12 protein-coding genes and 3 pseudogenes are annotated in these 18964 nt (G+C 37.2%); 2 read left to right on the forward strand and 13 right to left on the reverse strand.

Annotation, left to right across the window (positions count from 1 at the left end):
* From ACFINU_RS07605 to ACFINU_RS07615, 3 genes and pseudogenes are all read right to left on the reverse strand, one after another.
* Nucleotides 1-112, reverse strand: a pseudogene (locus ACFINU_RS07605) (late control protein); the annotation flags it as partial.
* A complete protein-coding gene (locus ACFINU_RS07610; protein ID WP_375618996.1) occupies nt 112-366 on the reverse strand; it encodes a tail protein X in 255 nt (84 codons plus the stop codon). The gene ACFINU_RS07610 and the pseudogene ACFINU_RS07605, both read right to left, overlap by 1 nt.
* Nucleotides 363-839: a phage tail protein gene (locus ACFINU_RS07615; protein ID WP_375667507.1), complete on the reverse strand. Its 477-nt coding sequence runs from the start codon at nt 837-839 to the stop codon at nt 363-365. Before ACFINU_RS07615 ends, ACFINU_RS07610 begins: the two co-directional genes overlap by 4 nt.
* A gap of 1553 nt (nt 840-2392) precedes the next feature.
* Between ACFINU_RS07615 and ACFINU_RS07620 the strand changes: the two genes are divergently transcribed.
* Together ACFINU_RS07620 and ACFINU_RS10475 are read left to right on the forward strand one after the other, a co-directional pair.
* Nucleotides 2393-3802 carry a hypothetical protein gene (locus ACFINU_RS07620; RefSeq protein ID WP_375618641.1) on the forward strand — a complete coding sequence of 470 codons (1410 nt, stop codon included), beginning with the start codon at nt 2393-2395 and terminating at the stop codon, nt 3800-3802.
* 845 nt (nt 3803-4647) lie between these two features.
* Nucleotides 4648-6401, forward strand: a pseudogene (locus ACFINU_RS10475) (autotransporter outer membrane beta-barrel domain-containing protein); the annotation flags it as partial.
* Between the two features lie 547 nt (nt 6402-6948).
* Here the strand turns inward: ACFINU_RS10475 and ACFINU_RS07640 are convergent.
* The 10 genes and pseudogenes from ACFINU_RS07640 to ACFINU_RS07680 form a co-directional block, all read right to left on the reverse strand.
* Complete coding sequence (locus ACFINU_RS07640) at nt 6949-7731, reverse strand: ABC transporter ATP-binding protein (protein WP_273790734.1); 783 nt, start codon at nt 7729-7731, stop codon at nt 6949-6951.
* The gene (locus ACFINU_RS07645; protein ID WP_375618645.1) at nt 7718-8602 is read right to left on the reverse strand and encodes an ABC transporter ATP-binding protein; all 885 of its coding nucleotides are present in this window, start codon (nt 8600-8602) and stop codon (nt 7718-7720) included. Before ACFINU_RS07645 ends, ACFINU_RS07640 begins: the two co-directional genes overlap by 14 nt.
* Nucleotides 8595-9524 carry an ABC transporter permease gene (locus ACFINU_RS07650; RefSeq protein WP_273790732.1) on the reverse strand — a complete coding sequence of 310 codons (930 nt, stop codon included), beginning with the start codon at nt 9522-9524 and terminating at the stop codon, nt 8595-8597. Before ACFINU_RS07650 ends, ACFINU_RS07645 begins: the two co-directional genes overlap by 8 nt.
* A gap of 2 nt (nt 9525-9526) precedes the next feature.
* On the reverse strand, nt 9527-10600 hold the full coding sequence (locus tag ACFINU_RS07655) for an ABC transporter permease (protein ID WP_375618646.1): 1074 nt from the start codon (nt 10598-10600) through the stop codon (nt 9527-9529).
* Between the two features lie 112 nt (nt 10601-10712).
* Nucleotides 10713-12329 carry an ABC transporter substrate-binding protein gene (locus ACFINU_RS07660; protein ID WP_375618647.1) on the reverse strand — a complete coding sequence of 539 codons (1617 nt, stop codon included), beginning with the start codon at nt 12327-12329 and terminating at the stop codon, nt 10713-10715.
* A gap of 361 nt (nt 12330-12690) precedes the next feature.
* Nucleotides 12691-14316 (reverse strand): ABC transporter substrate-binding protein, encoded by a 1626-nt coding sequence (locus tag ACFINU_RS07665; protein ID WP_375667505.1) that lies wholly within the window; start codon nt 14314-14316, stop codon nt 12691-12693.
* 1626 nt (nt 14317-15942) lie between these two features.
* Nucleotides 15943-16569, reverse strand: a complete 627-nt coding sequence (locus ACFINU_RS07670) for a DNA-3-methyladenine glycosylase I (RefSeq protein WP_375618649.1) — start codon at nt 16567-16569, stop codon at nt 15943-15945.
* Nucleotides 16547-17977 (reverse strand): exodeoxyribonuclease VII large subunit, encoded by a 1431-nt coding sequence (xseA, locus tag ACFINU_RS07675; protein WP_375618650.1) that lies wholly within the window; start codon nt 17975-17977, stop codon nt 16547-16549. Before xseA ends, ACFINU_RS07670 begins: the two co-directional genes overlap by 23 nt.
* A 14-nt stretch (nt 17978-17991) precedes the next feature.
* Nucleotides 17992-18165, reverse strand: a pseudogene (locus ACFINU_RS10480) (ABC transporter substrate-binding protein); the annotation flags it as partial.
* 212 nt (nt 18166-18377) lie between these two features.
* The coding region (locus ACFINU_RS07680) for an ABC transporter substrate-binding protein (RefSeq protein WP_375618651.1) at nt 18378-18964 on the reverse strand (587 nt) is incomplete at its 5' end.

An 18964-nucleotide genomic window follows, 5' to 3' on the forward strand; every position in this document is an offset into this window, starting at 1 on the left:
CGGCTTCATTACCGGCATGATCCGTAATGGTTGCGGTTAAAAGACGCTGGTAAAAAACCTCATGAACAGGTTTGTCTCCCACCTTGACCACAATAAAGGGGTATGTGCGCATTAATCCCATAACCGCTTCACCATGCTTTGGGGATTAGACAACACAAATTCAGGCAAAGTAACCGTTAAGCCCCGTGGTAAAAACACACCATATTTGGCAATCTCTGGATTAGCTTCCAGTGTGGCTTCTAAATAGCCTTTGAGTAAACCAGCTTGCCTCCGGTCTCTGAACACTGCCATGACATGGTGAAAGCAAAGGAGATCGAGGCTCATATCCTCTAGCTCTACAACAACATGTTTTTCTGGTATCTTCATAGAGTTTGTCCCTCTTGGTAATACCCCATTTGATATTGTCTCTCTTGGTATTGTCCTTGTGGTTTTCCGCCATTAAAAAAGGGCAAGAGCGTAATAGAATAGCGGATACGCTGGGATTGACCAGAGCGGCTGATATAGTCGTGGTCTTTATTGATCGTGGTGATTACTACGGGTCCATGGAGAAGGACACTATAGGTGGTATCATTGATCCAACGAAGCATTTGGACAGGCTTGGCAGCACGAATGGTTCTGGTGATAGCATCAATGGCTACCCGGTCCCCAAACTCTTCTGGAAACAATACCCCATGGATGGTTTTGGGGTCATTGCCATAACCGGTAAATTGCAAACCTGGAGCCTCACCAAAACGCTCTAGGCAAACCCATGAAGCAGAAAACTCTTCTTCAAAAGATTGGAAATTCAGCCAGTCCACATAAAATTGATGTGGACCTAACATCATCAAAGGATCTCTCATAGGCTCCCTCCCCTCATTCTGTCCCGCCATGCAGCGCATTGGCACGTGCCCGTTGCAAAGCATGGGAAACCGCACGACCAGTGACAACAGGATCACGCGCCCCATTAACATGCACCGTGACATTTTGATTGTGTGTGATGGGGGAGCGATCTTTGCTTTTTGCTCTCTCGCAGATGAATTTACAGGAGAAGCTCCCGCAAATTGCACGATGGGTTGGATGGCTGTTTTTCCTCCCAAAAAACTTGGCAAAAACTCTCTTACATCAATGGAACCAATCCACCCCTTAATGCGATGAGGCAAAGATTTACAAAAATCCATCAATTGTGAGATAGATGACATAAAGCCATCGACAATCGAATTAGCCAGATCTTCGCCGGCTTGTTCCATACCAGCCTTGGCACCCTCCGAGAGCTTTTCCTGTGTAAAAAAACTCTTCAACCATTGCCAAAAGTTGGAAAAGCTTCGTTTAACGCTCTCCCACAAACCTTCAAAGCTTTGAATAACAGAGGAAAGTCCTTGTTTAAACTTTTGCCAAGTTTGAGAGAAATCAAAAGCAGCAGCAATGATATTTTTCCATTTGGTGATGGTGGTAGTATCAGCACCAAAATAAACCAAGACGTGTGCGCCAGTCATGGTAAAGCGCAACACACGTAGAGCAATGTTAAAAGCCATAAGGGCAGCAATGGTTTTGATAATGGCGCTTGTTAAAACGGGATGGTCCTGCCCCATGCCATTTTACAAAACGCGCATTTAATGGTAAAAAATAACCATAAAAACAATAAATTATCACGTATTTCTAACTAATCTCACCTCTTCCCACTTAGTACAAAACCTAATGTCAAACTACATCCAACGGAGTTTTGTATAGTATGTAGCCTTTCGGAAATTGTGGCTTATCAGCGGATTCTACATATTTTTATATTTTATTTGTTCAAAGAAGACACTGAGTACTCAAAGAACCCTCAACGCTCTATTAAAGCCTTCTCTCATTTTTGCTGTCAAAAACTCATTCGATACATAATGTAGGTAAGAACAATCAATTATCACATATCCACTCTAATTTCACCTTTTTCTACTCAATATAAAATATAAAGTAAATTATACACAAAAATATTTATTCTTTATTAACTTTAAAACTATAAAATATTTCATTTTTTTGAAAATGTACAATATTAAAAACACTACTATTCTTATTTATATTATATTTTTTAATTTATTTTATATAACTGTATTTATTAAATATACATCAATAAATATTAAAATAAATGAATATTGATATAAAAATAATATATATCATTAATAAAAAACTTATTTTTAAAATATAATTAGATAAAAATACATTATAAAATAAATTTAATATTACATAATTAAACATAAATACAACTTTAATTTTGACAAAAAAATCAAAACAAAATATCAGAGTGCTGTGTTATTAAAATAAAAGCAATATCTATTTTTACTTCTGCTTATGAAGTTAGCGGGAAAATGAATGTTGGGGGCTTTAAAAGGAGTAGACTGATGCCTAAAATTTTCTTCTATCCTGCACAGCAATTGTGGCAGTTGTACTTTCTGCTATCAATCTTAATGCACAAGCTAAAAATCTTGAAATTTCAGAAAGTAAAAAAGAAGTTTCCAACGAAACCTACGAAATTATTCACGCAAAAAAAGGTGGTCAAATTATCGGCAAGCATTTGACGATAATCGGAAACAAAAAAACAAACACCAACATAGGCACAAATGCGCACGCTATAACAGCTGAAGGTTCTAACACTGCGATTGAATTACTGGATGGTACAACCATTAAAGGAACTGGTTCTAGCATTTTTTTCGGTCTTGAAGCAAAAGATGGTGCTACACTGAAAATGACTGGGGGGACTATTACAGTTTCCAACACTGGCGCTAAATTCTTGAACAGTAAGAATGCTGAAAACAAGCTAAAAGATATAATAATATCAAGTGGCAAAGGCAAAGCTCCACTAACTTTTGCAATATTTGCAGACAAAGACAGTGAAGTCACTTTAGAAAATGTAAAAGTGACTAAGGCAATGAATAGCGTTACTGCAAATAATAAATCTGAAATCACGATATTGGGAGGATCATTTGATGCCACAAAGGCAGCAATATCTGCTTACAATGGCAGTCGCGTAACTCTAACCAATAATGTTCAAGCTACATCATCTCATGGCACTGGACTCCATGCAACAGATTCAGAAACCACAATCGAAATGATGGGAGGAAGCGTAATCACAGAAAAAATGGCGTTGGTTGCAGAAAACGGTGGACATATCAAGGTCACGGATATTGCTCTAACAACAAATGAACATGGGAGCAAGATCACTGATGTTCCTACAATAGGCGCAGGAGTCAATAGCGCTAATAGTATGATTGAATTATATGGCAATACAAAGATTAAGAATGCTGGTGTTGGGCTTGTGGCAAGTAACGGTGGCGTAATTAAAATGATTGGGGGGACTATTACAACTTCTAAAACTGGTGTTGGCTTCGTGAACAGTAAGAGCACCGAAAGTAAACTAGAAAATGTAATAATATCAACCGGCAAAGATAAAAATTCAGGCAAAGGAATTCTTCTAGAGAAAAAAAGTGCTCTCACTTTAAAAAATGTAAAAGTGACTCAAACAGGCAACAGCGTAATTGCAAATAATCGTTCTAACATAACAATCTCTGGAGGATCATTTGATTCAAGCTATGCAACAATATGTGCTCAAAATGGTAGCAGCATCACCTTAACGGACAATGCTCAAATTACGTCACATGATGAAGCAGGCCTCTATGCACAAGACTCAAAATCCACAATTACAATGACAACAGGAAACGTGACAGGAAAATATACAGCCTTAGAAGCAGACATAGGTGGCCATATTACGGTTACAAATGTTGCTTTAAAAGCAACTAATAATGGCAGTGGTGTAGCTGCTGGTGCAGCTGCCTCTGGCTCAGTGTGATTGAATTGCTTGGAAATACAACGATCAGTGACGTTAAAATCGGAATTGATGCGCAAAACGATAGCACAATCAAAATGATCGGAGGAACCATTACTGCTTCCGAAGCAGGCGTTCACTTATTAAAAAACAAGAGCAATAACAAACTGAAAGATGTAACGATATTAAATCGTAAGAATAATGCACTACTAATCAATGCAATAATTGCAAGAAGAAGTGCCATTACTTTAGAAAATGTAACCGTTCCGCAAGCAATCAATAGCATAATTTCAGATAATGATTCTCAAATAACAGTTTCTGGAGGATCATTTAACGCAAAAGGTGCAGCAGTATCTGCCATAAACGGCAGCACTATTACTTTAACTGACAATGCTCAAATTACATCATCTGATGACAGTGGGCTCTATGCAAAAGACTCAAAATCCACCATCACCATAACGGGAGGAACAGTACAAGGTAAAACTACTGCATTATTTTCCGGAAACGGTGGACATATTAAAGCCACGAATGTTACTCTAATAACAGCAGATAGTAACGGATTCGGTGCGGAAAGCCAAGATGTTGGCAGTTTAGTTGAATTATATGGCCATACAACGATTAAAAATGCTGAGATCGGACTTTATTCAGAAAATGGCAGCACAATCAAAATGAGTGGAGGGACAATAATTGCCGAAAATAGTGCATTTGTTGTAAATAATAATGGACATATTGATGTAACAAATGTTTCTGCCACAGCAGAAGATAGAGGTATAGCATTTGAAAAATCTAAGAACAATAAAACATCAGAAATCAATTTAACCAATGCAAAACTTCACATTAAAAATGGTACTGGAATTAATGCAAATGAATCAATTGGTAAAGCCAATCTCAAAAATTCAGAAATCCGTGCCAAGGTTTTATTAGTAACCGAAGCCTCAACGAAAAAAAATGATTTCACTTTTATACTAAATGCCGATCACTCCATCTTAGACGGCAAAGTGAGCACTGAAAAAAATTCAAAACAGTCTTTGATTTGCAAAATAATACGAAATGGATATTGAAAACAAGCACAAATAAAAAAAGCCAGAACGAAAAACTGCTTGATATTGCTCAAAGAGCACGTTCTGATATTTCTGTCCTTAACATCAATAACAGCTCTATTGTTTTTGAAGAGCCAACTGAAGATCATTATCACACGTTGCACATAGGATCTGGCAGACCAAATACTAAAAAAGTCTACAATGCTACAGGAAAAGCAGAAATTCATTTCAACGTCGAATGGAGTGATAGTGCTGCCATAAACAAACAAAAAGCTGACCATCTTCTGATTCACGGTGATGTTTCAGGGACTACACTGGTTTATATCACTGGACATTTAGAAAAGAACAATATTAAAGCAGATGCTTCTGCTCTTACCAGTGCACGTGGTCTTTCACTCATTCAAGTTTCTGGAAAAGTAAATCAAAACTCTTTCAAACTTGCAAAGGACTATATCACAATAAGTGGTTCACCTTATAAATATATACTGAAAGCTTATGGACCAAAATCAAACCACAGTAAAACAAATACTGAACAAAACCTTTTAGGAGAAAATAAAAATTTCTGGGATTTTCGCTTACAACCAGTACTGCTTGATAGCGACTTAAAAGTAAAAACCATCGTGCCATAAATACAAACTATTTGATCAAGCCCCAATGCTCTCTTGTATGCTGGATTAACCAATATGGCTAAGCAAAATGCAACTGTTAACCAATATGCGACATTTGTCTTAAGGAAAGAATAAGACAAACGGAATAGCTTTTTCTTATACACCTATGGAAAAACAGGAAGCTTATTTTTTGATAAGTAGTACTTCTAGTAGATATAGTTATAGCAGTGCTCATCTTCGTTATGCTGCTCTACAAGGAGTTGTTAACTTTGTCGCGCTAGAAGGGAAAAATATCTACAACACATTTTGGCCTTATAGAAACCTATGGACAACTCTCTTTGCACTCCAAAGAATATGCAAGATACAAGTAAGAGCATTGTGGATAAATGGTCACTCACAACCTATGGAACCATACAACATGACAGTGGTTTCTATCTTGATACGCTGTTATCCTATGGCTTCCTAAAGAGAAAGATCACCAATGCCCTCATTAGTACAACCGCAAAATTGAAAAATGCAAAAATGTTGGCGTTCTCCACAACTGTTAGCAAACAATTTGCAACGGGTATCCAAGACGTAACATTCGAACCGCAGGCACAGCTTGCCTATCAACATTTGATGTTTGATACCATTAAAGATGCTGATAATCTGACCATTGAGATGAAAAATCCTTCTCAATGGATAATCCGTGTTGGTGGACGTTTGACAAAAACCATTGCCACTGAAAACAGTCGTCCTATGTCTTTCTATGGAAAAGTAAACTTGATCAAAACCTTTGGTGATGATCAGACATTCCATATTGATAAGTATTATAAACGTGACCCCTCGGGAAGTTCCGTTGAAGGTGGGCTTGGTATTAGTGCATAATTGTCCGCTAACCTCTCCCTTCATGGTGATGTCAGCTATCAACAAAAGCTTCAAAAAACTGGTATAAGTGGTGCAAGCTTTTCAGGAGGAATACGCTATCAGTTTTAAATCAAGACTGTAAAAAGCCTATTCAATTTAACAAAAAGGAAGCAATATGCTGCCTTTTTGGCTTATTATAAGCTGTTTTAAACGCTTTTTTAAATAGAGAACAGAAAAATATTTGAAGACTGTCATTAACCATTTGATGTCTTTTACAAAAAATTCTTTTTATAAAGAATAAAACTGTAAAAAAGAGAACAACCAAAAACAAAATAATATTGTAAAATAATGAGAAGCTTTTCTAGAAAATACAGCATTACTATCTTTTGTTATTTCTCACAAATTTAATGCTTAAAATCCCAAAATAAAACTTTTGAACATAAAATGATAAGTAAAAAATAATGCAATAATATCAAACAAAGAGATGTATGTTATAAGTCATTCGTATATTTCAAAATGGGAGTTCTAATAGGATTAAAAATATTACAGCTCAAACACTGCCCAGAAAATTCATACTGAAAAAATCCTATTATCCCCTTCCCTCTTAACAATGCCGCCAAACATCTCCAGAAACTTCAAAACAAATAAAATTGCATTTTCTCTTCTGTAAAATTGATCATGCTCTTTGCTCTCTATGGACAATAGGCTCTATACTTGCTTCAAAAAACTCCTTTGTATAATCGTGTTGCGCATGTAGATTACGCAATTCATCATTGCTAAGCTCTTCAAGAATAATCCCTTTATGCATAATTCCAACACGTTCACAAATATGTGCAACAACAGCAAGATCATGGGACACCATCAAATAAGTAAGCTTTTTTCTCACGCGCAGTGATTTCAACAAGTTTAAAATTTCAGCCTGTACCGACACATCCAATGCAGATGTTGGCTCATCAAGCAACAACACCTCTGGCTCAATAATTAAAGCACGTGCAAGAGCAATACGCTGACGCTGCCCTCCAGACAACTCATGAGGATAACGATAAAGAAATGAAGAATCTAAACCAACGGAATCTAAAGCATCCTCCACCCGCTCTCTTTGATTATCCATTCCATGGATTTTGAGCGATTCAGAAAGAACCGTATGGACCATTTTTCTTGGATGGAGTGAAGCATAAGGATCTTGAAAAACCATTTGAATACAGCGTAAAAAATCCTTACTTCTTTTCTTTTCAACTTCTTGTCCAGCAAAAAGAAACTTTCCACTATAATCTGGAATAAGCCCCACCAATGTATTCAAAATAGTTGACTTTCCACATCCGGATTCACCAATCAAACCATAAGCTTCACCACGCTTAATATGAAAATTAACATTTTTAACAACTGTTACTGCCTTATGCCTATGACCAAAAGTTACAGATAAATTAGAAACATCAATAATATTCTCACAATTTGTCATGAGGAACCTCCTCAACACCATTAACAATCGTAGGATTATACAACCAATCAGGATCACGCTCAGGAACAGCCAAAATATCAACTGGATTATCAAGCCGTGGCAAACTCGCGAGCAACGCCTTTGTATAAGGATGACAAGCGTGAGACAAATCAGAAGCAGGCAACTCTTCTAACACACGGCCCGCATACATCACCAAAATACGATCACAAAAATCAGCAATCATATTTAAATCATGACTAATGAAAATAAGTCCCGTTCCAGACTTTGTAACAAGTTCATCTAATACAGATAAAACTTGTCGTCTGACCGTAATATCAAGCGCAGATGTTGGTTCATCGGCAATAATTAAATCAGGTTTTGGAATGAGCATCATTGCAATCATCACGCGCTGCCCCATCCCCCCAGATATTTCATGGGGAAAGAGACGCATCACATGTTCAGGATCACGAATATGAACAGATTCTAACATAGATATGGTGCGCTCCCTCGCTTCAGCTTTTGAAACACGATAATGAATACGGTAAGCCTCCATAATCTGTTCCCCGATCCGTATTAATGGATTAAGTGAATATTTGGGGTCCTGTAAAATCATTGAAATACGTTTCCCACGGATTTTTCGCATCTGAGGTTCACTTGCTTCCAATAAATCAACATCCTCAAAGCGCATTTTTTTAGCTTTAACAATAGCTGCTTTTGGACTCAACCTTAGTATTGCGCGCCCAGTCATCGATTTTCCAGATCCGGATTCACCAACAATTCCAATTTTTTCTTTTCCAACAGAAAAACTAACGCCACGCACAACTTCTGAAATGCCGCGCGTTGTAGGAAAAGAAATACGTAAATCTTCTACTTCTAATAATTTATTACCCATTGCGTGGATCCAATACATCACGAAGACCATCACCTAAAAGGTTGAAAGCAAGACTTGCAAATAATATTGCACAGCCTGGTATTGCCGCCAACCACCAATTTGTCATCATAAATTCCCGCCCTGAAGAAAGCATCGCACCCCATTCAGGACTTGGAAGTTGAGCTCCCAACCCTAAAAAACCAAGACCAGCAGCCGTTAAAATAATTCCAGACATATCCAAAGTTAATCGTACAATCACTGAAGGAATACACATGGGCGCAACATGAAACAAAATAATTCGCCAAGCAGAGGCCCCTTGCAGGCGAACTACAGAAACATAATCAGAAGAACGTATTGTCAAAGTCTCAGCACGTGCTAAACGTGCAATTGGGGGCCATGCTGCAATTGAAATTGCAATAGAAGCATTTTCAATCCCTGGTCCCAATGCGGCTGAAAATGCAAGAGCTAAAATCAAACCTGGAAAAGCAAGAAAAATATCGACAATGCGCATGAGCACAGTATCAACCCATCCGCCCATATAACCAGATACAGTTCCAACAATAAGCCCTATTGGACCTACAATAACTGTTGTAAGAAAAACAACATAAAGAGTAATACGGGAACCAAAAACAAGGCGACTAAAAATGTCACGTCCCAATTCATCTGTTCCAAAATAATGCGCCATAGAGGGTGGCTGCAACCGATGCCCTAGATCATTGCTAAGAAAATCATGCGTAGCAATCCAAGGAGCAAAAAATGCACATATGATAATAATACAAATAATAAGCAGACCGAATACAGCCGAAAAGTTATGAAAAAACTTAGCCAGTGCGTGATAAATTCTTTGTATGTTCGCTTGAATTATGGAGTTTGGAACAGGATCGTTTAACCAACTACCCAAAGAAGATGATGATTGCGATTTATGATGATTACTTACTGTCATATTCAACGTGTCCTTGGATCAAAAATGCGATAAAGCAAATCAGAAAATAAATTAATGGCGACAAAGATAAATCCTACAAGTAAAGTACATCCTACAACTGCATTCATATCTCCGGCTAAAAGAGCATTTGTCAAGTAATGTCCAAAACCAGGCCAAGCAAAAACTGTCTCCGTTAAAACTGCCCCTTCTAATAAAAAAGCATAAGAAAGTGCAACAACGGTAATAATTTGAACAGCAGCATTTTGAAAGGCATGCCCCCAAACGGTTCGCGACCACGATAATCCCTTTACACGTGCAGTAATGATATATTCCTGATTAAGCTGCTCAATCATAAACCCACGAGTCATACGGCTAATATAAGCCATAGCACCGAAAGCCAAGATCAAAGCAGGCATAATAACGTGACTAAAAACATTACCAAAAGCCTCCCATTGTCCTTGGCTTGCAGTATCCCAAAGGAAAAATCCTGTTTTTTGTTCAAAAGAATATTCATAAAGAAAATCAAGTCGTCCTGGGCCACCAACCCAACCAAGCTTGGCGTAAAATATTAACAACGCCATTAATCCAAGCCAAAATGTTGGGGTAGAATAACTTACAAGTGTAAAAATACGGACAACATAATCAATAAATGAATCGCGATACATTGCTGCAAAAACACCAAAGGGAATTCCAAGAGTTGTGCCAATAACAATAGCAACAGTTGCAAGTTCTAATGTTGCAGGAAATACACGCATAATATCAGCTAAAACAGGACGCCCAGACGTTAAAGCATCTCCAAAGTCAAATAAAAATACATTATGAAGATACTTCCAATATTGAACAATCAACGGCTTATCAAGACCCAGCTTATAATACATAGCATCATAAGCTTCCTGACTGATATTATCACCAAGAATAGATAGAACAGGATCGAGAGGAAGAAGATGACCAAGAAAAAAGGTAATCGTCACCAACCCAAGCAATGTGATAAAAACTGAAATAAGAAGTTTCAATCCTTTGCATAAAAAATCCCATAAAAATAATTTTTTCTGCTTTTCTGATACAGCTCTTTCAGTCTCTGAAAGTGGCAAAACCATTATAAAAATCCCCTCTGTAGCGATAAAACATAAAGCAAATACCTTTTTTTATATAACAAAACAATCTCTTATTAAGCATGTTCTACAATCCTTCTCTATAACATGCTTCTTTTTATTTTTCTGCTTCATTGTAGTAAAGTCTATAACTGTTCCAAATCCATTTTTTGACATCAGGTCCCATACCAACGGTATAATATGTCTGAAATAAATAAACCATAGGACCATGCTCTAGCACATAATGCTGTAAAGTACGATATTGCATGATACGCTTATTGGGGTCTTTCTCAAACAAAGCATCCATCACCATGTTATTAATATTTTCATCATAATACCCAGCGCGCCAAGCTAAATACATATTGTGCTTTTTTGTAAATGTTGGATCAGGGTTAAACACGTGATTTAATGAAGCAGGATGTCCATCAGGATCGGCACTCCCCCACCCCATAAGTGCAGTATCATAATTTCCACCACGTACACGACTCAACAATTGATTTTGTGCCATTTTTTCAATTGTAAGCTCAACACCAATTTTGCGTGCATTGGCTTGAATAGACTGTGCAACAGACGACATATAACTAAGGCTTCCAACTAAAAGATTAGCTTTAAACCCATTAGGATAACCAGCTTCAGTAATCAGTTGTTTTGCTTTTTTCAAATCCAACTGAAAAGGCAAACCTTCTTTTTCATCTAAAGCACCTGGAACACCTAAAGACATATAAGTTGCCCGTGGAATAGCAATCCCTTTCAAAACAGTTTTTCCAAGACCTTCATAATCAACCAAATAACGAAGTGCCAATCTGACCTTTTCATTCGCAAAAATTGCATTCTTATTATTTAACGATAAGTAAATAATCTGCGGACGCAAAACACGACTAATTTTGACTGGGCCTCCCTTTTTTTCAAGATCTAAAATATCCTCTGAAGAAAGATCACGCACTATATCCACATCACCTTTTTCCAAAAGAAGTCTTTGACTTGATGAATCCGCTACATGCCGCACAACAATCTTCTTAATTTTAGGCACTTCGCCCCAATAATGTTGTGTCGCCTCTAACACAACTTTATCTCCTGGAGACCAGCTCACCAATTTATAAGGTCCAACACAAGCTGTATGTGTTGCTAAATATTTATTCCCCATATCACCGTTAATACTCTGTGCTTCAATTGTTTTCCGATCAAGCAAAGCAGAAGCATAAGATTGTCCAATAACAGTCAATATGAGCTGAATAGGATAGGGTTTATCTAATTTTAATTGTAAAGTCTTATCATCAAGAGCCTGAATATTTGTTTCAATATTGTTTTTGGTAAACCCATAATCCATTAAAGATTGAGCATAGCTTAATCCTAATTTAATAATCCGTCGCATCGACCATACCAGATCTTGCGCTGTAGCCATCCTTCCATCATTAAACTTTAAATCATCACGAAGATGAAAGACTATTCTTTTGCCATTATCTAAAACGTCCCAAGATTTTGCCATAGCAGGGCGAATTTTTGTAGGATCATGCTCATCATATTGCACTAACGCGCTGCAAATATTCGTCAATAACTCACTCGTCACAACCTCAACAGTTTGCGCTGGATCAAAACTACTAATTGAATCAATATTCCATGCCATTACCAATATATCTTTAGATGAGGCACTGAATGCCGATGTTACAGCTCCATTAAAAAAAACGATTGAGCTTAATAAAATAGAAAATTTTTTCAATATTCTTTGTTTTCCCATTTTATCTCTTCCTTTTGTATTCTTCTACCTTTTCACACAAAGTGATTGTGATTTTGCTTAAATAGCATAGCATTAGACATCAATTTCATTTAATCAAACTAAGCATCTATAAAATAATTTTCTTATACATCAGTCTATATTCGGGATGCAGAGAATCTATAACCATAAACAAAGATCCTCCCCAATATAACTTTCTATATTCATCGCTCCCTATAAACGATCTTAATTATATACTGCTACTACACAAACATCCTTCACAGTTTCATCCTTAAAAAACTGAAGAGCTTTATATGGGAGAATATTTTCATCATGCAATTATGATTAAGCTCTTTTTAGCTTTGATAACACTAAAAAGACACACTTATTTTTCAATTTTACTATAAAAAATACGCGGTGCACTATTCCAAACCCATTTTTTGACATCAGGCGTCATCGCGACAACGCTATATTGTTGAAAGATAAACGCATAAGGTCCTTTTTGCATTAATTCACGTTGTAAATCAGCATAGAGTTGCGCTCGTTTTTGCGGATCTTTTTGAAACAACGCTTCTTCAACCTTTTCATTCATCTTAGCATCAAAATACCCATGCTTCCAACTAGGATAGGCTGTATTTCTAGCCTCAAAACGATTATCTGGATTGAAAATAAGACGTGAAGCCATTGTATGAGGATCCGCAGAATCATTATTCCATCCGATAAAAGCCGTATCAAAAGCTCGAGCATCCACTTTTGAAAATAACTGTGTACCTGCTACACGTTCAATTTTAAGACGCACCCCTGCCTGAGCAGCACTATCTTGGAGTGACTGAGCAAGTAACAAAGTATAAGGAGTGTTTGACACGAGAAAATTTGCCTCAAATCCGTTCGGATAACCAGCCTCTGCTAAAAGCTGTTTGGCTTTTTGAATATCAAGTTTAAAGGGTTGCCCCTCTTTTTCATCTAAAGCCCCAAAGTTGCCAAGAGGAATAAAACTTGCCCGTGGAACACCAATCCCTTTGAGAAGCTTCTTGCCAAGACCTTCATAATCTATGAGATAACGCATCGCCAAGCGCACTTTTTCCTTAGCAAAAATAAGATTCGTCGTATTGAATCCCCAGTACATCATAGTTGGCACTAACACTCTTTCAACTTTAACATCTGTTGTTTTTTGCAGATCTGCAAGATCTTCAGGTGTCAAATTACGAGCAACATCAATATCATGTTTTTGCAACAACAAACGTTGTGTTCCGGGCTCTGCAACATGGCGAATTAAAATCTGCTTCAGTTTAGGCGCTTGTCCCCAATAGTGAGAGCTTGCACGCAACAAAAGAGCTTCTCCAGGGCGCCAACTTTTTAACTGATAAGGTCCAACACACGCAGCATGACTTTTCAAATACTGATTTCCAAAATCGCCATCTTTTTCGTGTTTCATAATCGTCTTACGATCAAGCAAAGCTGTTGCACGACTCGCAACAATATTATTAAGAATGAGTTCTGCTGGATAAGGCTTATCAAATTTCATCACAACCGTTTTCTCATCGGGAGCTTGCAAAGCATCATCAACATTTTGCTCTGTAATACCATATTCATTAAAAATTGCCGCATTACCCATCTTCAATTTGACAATCCGCTTCATACCCCAAACAAGATCATTGGCGTTGGCTGATCTGCCATCATTAAACTTCAAACCATCACGCAAATGAAAAGTAATCACCGTACTGTGATTATCACCTGAAACATCCCAATGTGTTGCTAAAGCGGGAACCATTTTAGCAGGATCATCTGTCGCAGTACTCACCAAGTTATCACAAACATTGCGAATAATTTCACTCCCATAAACATCATTAAGTTGTGCGGGATCAAACGTACTGATTGCATCAATATTCCAAGCCATCACAAGAGTATTAGCCGGTGTTTTTGCTAAGGACTGTTGTACAACCATTCCCAATGCCATAAGAACAGAAACAAGAGAGCCGCTACTTTTCAATATTTTTCTTTTCAAGTTCATAAACTCTTCCCTTTATCTATTTTTATCAATTAATGACGCTGAAATAATATAGCAAATTTATAATTATAACATTGAATAAATACGTTCTAATCGCCTATATTTCTAATCACCTACACAGAGTCATCTACTTGATAAATTCATTGACTTACGTCTCAATAAACCATAGCGAACATGCAATATATGTTTTGCTAACCAGTATTACATTCTTTTCATAACCTCTTTGCATATGATAATGCACTATATCAATTCCCTATTAATCATCAATAAGCCTTGTCGCCCCCCAAAAAATAGTGAGCTTAAAAAAAATCATTACGCAAAAATTTATGAATTCATTATTCTATTCCTTTAGGCGACATTTAAAATAAAATATGCAAACTTTAAAAATAGTCATCCCCCTCAAACACTCAGTTTCAAGATGCGGCGCATCTTTACTACATGACCAAAACGTCACTGAAACAGCAGAAAGACATAAGAAAATATCTTTTCTAAAACGCTACCCCCCACAAAAATCTGCTTAATCTTTTGAAAACTAAGTGTCAAAAGTTTTACGTTTTTACCAACAAAACCAAACGCGTTAACAAAGATAAAGGAAAAATGAGAAGAAGCATTCCTTCCACGCTTTATCTTTTGAGAAATAAAGCTTACAATAAAAGAATATACACTAAAATGCATCCCCCCATTGATAAAAACAAAATTTATTAGACACTTCCCCCCCAAAGACATAACGAATATAAAACCTTCTAAACTTTAGTGTGCATCATTGCTTTACCACTATAAAAATAGAACAGAAAGCAACATACCGCAAAAACTCTCGTTTCCAGCGGAAACATACAGAGATTCAACGAAGCAATGCAGTGAATACCAGTCTGTCTGAGCTTAAGTATCCTCCCAAAACTGGAGCTCACACGCAGCAAAATTCCTCTCTAGTGAAGGAACGTTATCAGATAATAAAACCTAACACAAGTAGCTTGAGTCATTTAACTTCAATTTTTCATCGCTGCATTTCATTTTATATTGCCTAGGTAAGCATTGGGCAATCGACCTACATATAAATAAACCAACAGTCATACAAGCAAAGTAAAACAATGCAACAACAGCACCCCATTTAAAAACCACTTTGCATTCGTCAATAAACATGAATAAAATATTCATTAATTATAACGGTCATGTCACTAACGGAAATAAAAACACCTCTTCTGAACCATTACAAATGCTAAAGACAGTTGACAACATTGAGAGCTAGTAAATGTGTGATGGTGCCGATCTTCTCCTTCATAAGCGTAAAGATGGAGTGCACGATGGATTTACTGTCATAGCATTCATGAGCTGCGTCGCAAAATGGGCTTTGGTGTAACTAGATGTTTTTTTAAAACATACAAGATATTACCATTATCTCACTTCAGATACATAACAGTTAAGATATCACTCCTTTTTGCGTCTGTTTTTTCATCCTCAAAATTATACCTTTATCGTTTTTAGTGCCAACAACAATAGAAAATCATTAATATTGTATAGTTTGTATATTTCAATTATCTTATACAGCGGAATTGTATAATTTATACATTTATTAAATAATTCAATTATTATCCTATTAATCATTACTCTTACAAAAGAAAGTTTGCCAATTTATCGACAAAAACATCCTTCAAGATGATCATTAACAATTCCTACGGACTGCATAAAAGCATAACAAATTGTGGGGCCAACGAATGTCCAACCACGTTTCTTCAAGTCTTGAGAAAGACGAAAAGAAGCAGGTGTCATAGGGTTAGCTAACAGTGTTTGAAAATCTATTTTTTCATAACGCTCCGATTGTGGTGGTTGAAAAGACCAAAAATAGTGGGACAAACTCCCCCACTCTGTTATAATTTCTTGTGCTCTCAATGCATTATTAAGCACTGATTGAATTTTTCCTTGATGGCGAACAATGTCTTTATTCTGCATTAACATTTGCACCTTTAGCTCATCATAATGAGCAATCTTTTCAAAGTCAAAGTGATCAAATGCAACGCGAAAAAAAGAGCGTTTTTTTAAAATTATAAACCAAGAAAGCCCTGCTTGGAAACCTTCAAGACAAATTTTCTCAAACAAACGAATATCCTCAAAAACAGGCTTTCCCCATTCGGTATCATGATAAGCACAATAAAGTGGATCCGTTCCAGCCCATGCGCAACGAACTTTTCCATCCACTCCCTTAAGAAGACCTTCCACAAGCATGGCATTAACCGTATTAAAAGAGAGTTCCTTGATCATCGCTTGGCGACTTTATCTGCTTGTGTTTTGATCTTTTAGCGGAAATAGGCTCTTGTGTTGCAACACTGATATCTCCATCAAAAAAGCGTAAATTTATTTGCCCTGTTTCAGGAAACTGAACCAATCGTTTAATGGGCTTATGATCTTTCCCCAAAGCCAAAACAAAACCGCGCTCCAAAATATTCTGATATGAAGTGCTTCTTAAAAGCCTAGATACTACCTCTAACCTAGCACGTTGTTTTTCCACACTACGCACAAAAGCACGCTGAAGACGTGCCGTATATTCCTTTGTATTGCGTTGTGCTTTTTCACTATTTAACAAACGCGGTGAAAGACGCACACCAAGTGCATGAAAAGAAAAACGTTTTTTATCGTAGCTTACACAAAGAGCACGCTGCAATCGACTTGAAGTTTCATCCAAACCACGCCGTGGTAGAGCAAAAAGTTGATCGGCAGTCGGAAGAGCTCGTAGAGTAGCACGCAATTTTTGTCGATAAAAATCCAAATAACGCGCGAGTCCCTTGCGCAAACGTGCATCAAGCGATGCCACCAGCACCTCGAGATCAAGCTTAACAGGAACAGCCCGTTCTGCTGCGGCGGTAGGAGTTGGAGCGCGCCAATCAGCCACATAATCAATCAAGGTCCAGTCCGTTTCATGCCCAACAGCAGAAATAACAGGAAGAGAAGATTCATAAACAGCACGAACAACAGCTTCGTCATTAAACCCCCACAAATCTTCTAAACTTCCCCCTCCCCGTGCAACAATAATAAGATCAGGTTTTGGAATAAGTCCACCTGGACCAAGAGCATTAAAACCTTCAACAGCAACAGCCACTTCCCTCCCACTTGTTTCCCCCTGAACACGTACAGGCCAAACCAAAACATGCAACGGAAAACGATCGGATATGCGATGAATAATATCACGAATAACAGCACCTGTTGGTGATGTTACAACGCCTAAAATTCGAGGCATATAAGGCAAAGGTTTTTTCTTTTCTTCATCAAACAAGCCTTCTTCTAAAAACTTTTTCTTACGATTTTCAAGAAGTGTCATCAAAGCACCAACCCCCGTTGGTTCAAGAGCCTCAATGACAATTTGATATTTCGATGACCCTGGATAAGTTGTAAGTTTACCAACAGCAACTACTTCCATCCCTTCTTCAGGAGGGAATTTGAGCTTTTCCATAACTCCACGCCAAATAACAGCTTCCAACCGTGCCTTATCATCTTTTAAAGCAAAATAAGCATGTCCCGAAGCATGAGTACCACGGTACCCTGATATCTCCCCACGCACCCGTACATAACCAAACTTTTCTTCAACAACACGCTTTAGAGTCCCTGCTATTTCGGAAACAGTGAATTCTGCCACATTTGTTACACCTGTTTTTTCACTAAACAAACTTACCATTTTTCAATTCTTTACGCCCGTTTCTGTGAATCTTTTTGAAACAACACATCTTTAAACTTTTGATTTATAGCTTCATCAAAATACCCATAACACCGGCTAGAACAGCTTATATTTTTAATTTCAAATCGATTATCAGGGTTGTAAAAAAAACTTGAAGCCGTTGTATGGGGATGTCTAGAGTCATTATTTCATCCGAAAATTGTATCAATAGAAGTTAAAATATTCAATCCTACATCCACACAAACGCATCTTTCATAAGAATTCCTGAAATAAAATTCTCGATACAACATAGTAATCCATTCCCGATAAAATTCAACGTATTGCAAAGTGTTAAAGAGCTTTGCAATACATCAAATATATCATGATCATGTTTTTTATATTTTATAAACTTGATACCTTCTTATTTTTCAATTGCACTATAAAAAATACGTGGTGCACTATTCCACACCCATTTTTTTACATCAGGTGTCATAGCAATAATATTATATGTCTGATAGATAAACGCATAAGGTCCTTTTTGCATTAATTCACGCTGTAAATCAGCATACATTTGTGCCCGTTTCCGTGGATCTTTTTGAAACAGAGCTGCCTGAACCTTCTTATTCATATCTTCATCCAAATAGCCGTGGCACCAACTAGGATAGCCTGTATTTTTAGCCTCAAACCGATTATCAGGATTTGAAATAAAACGTGAAGCCATTGTATGAGGATCCGCAGAAGAATTATTCCATCCTATAAAAATTGTATCAAAGCTACGTGCATAAAGTTTGGAAAACAACTGTGTACCGATAAAATGTTCAATCTTAAAGTGCACACCTATCTTTTTTGCATTATCCTGAATAGACTGAGCAATAGGCAAAGCAAAAGGATAAGGAGATTTTCCTGCAAAAATATTGGCCTCAAAACCATCTGGATAACCTGCTTCTGTTAAAAGCTGCTTGGCTTTTTCAAGATCAAGTTTAAAGGGTTGCCCTTCTTTTTCATCCA

Source organism: Bartonella sp. AC130YNZD, assembly GCF_042196865.1.
GTDB lineage: Bacteria > Pseudomonadota > Alphaproteobacteria > Rhizobiales > Rhizobiaceae > Bartonella.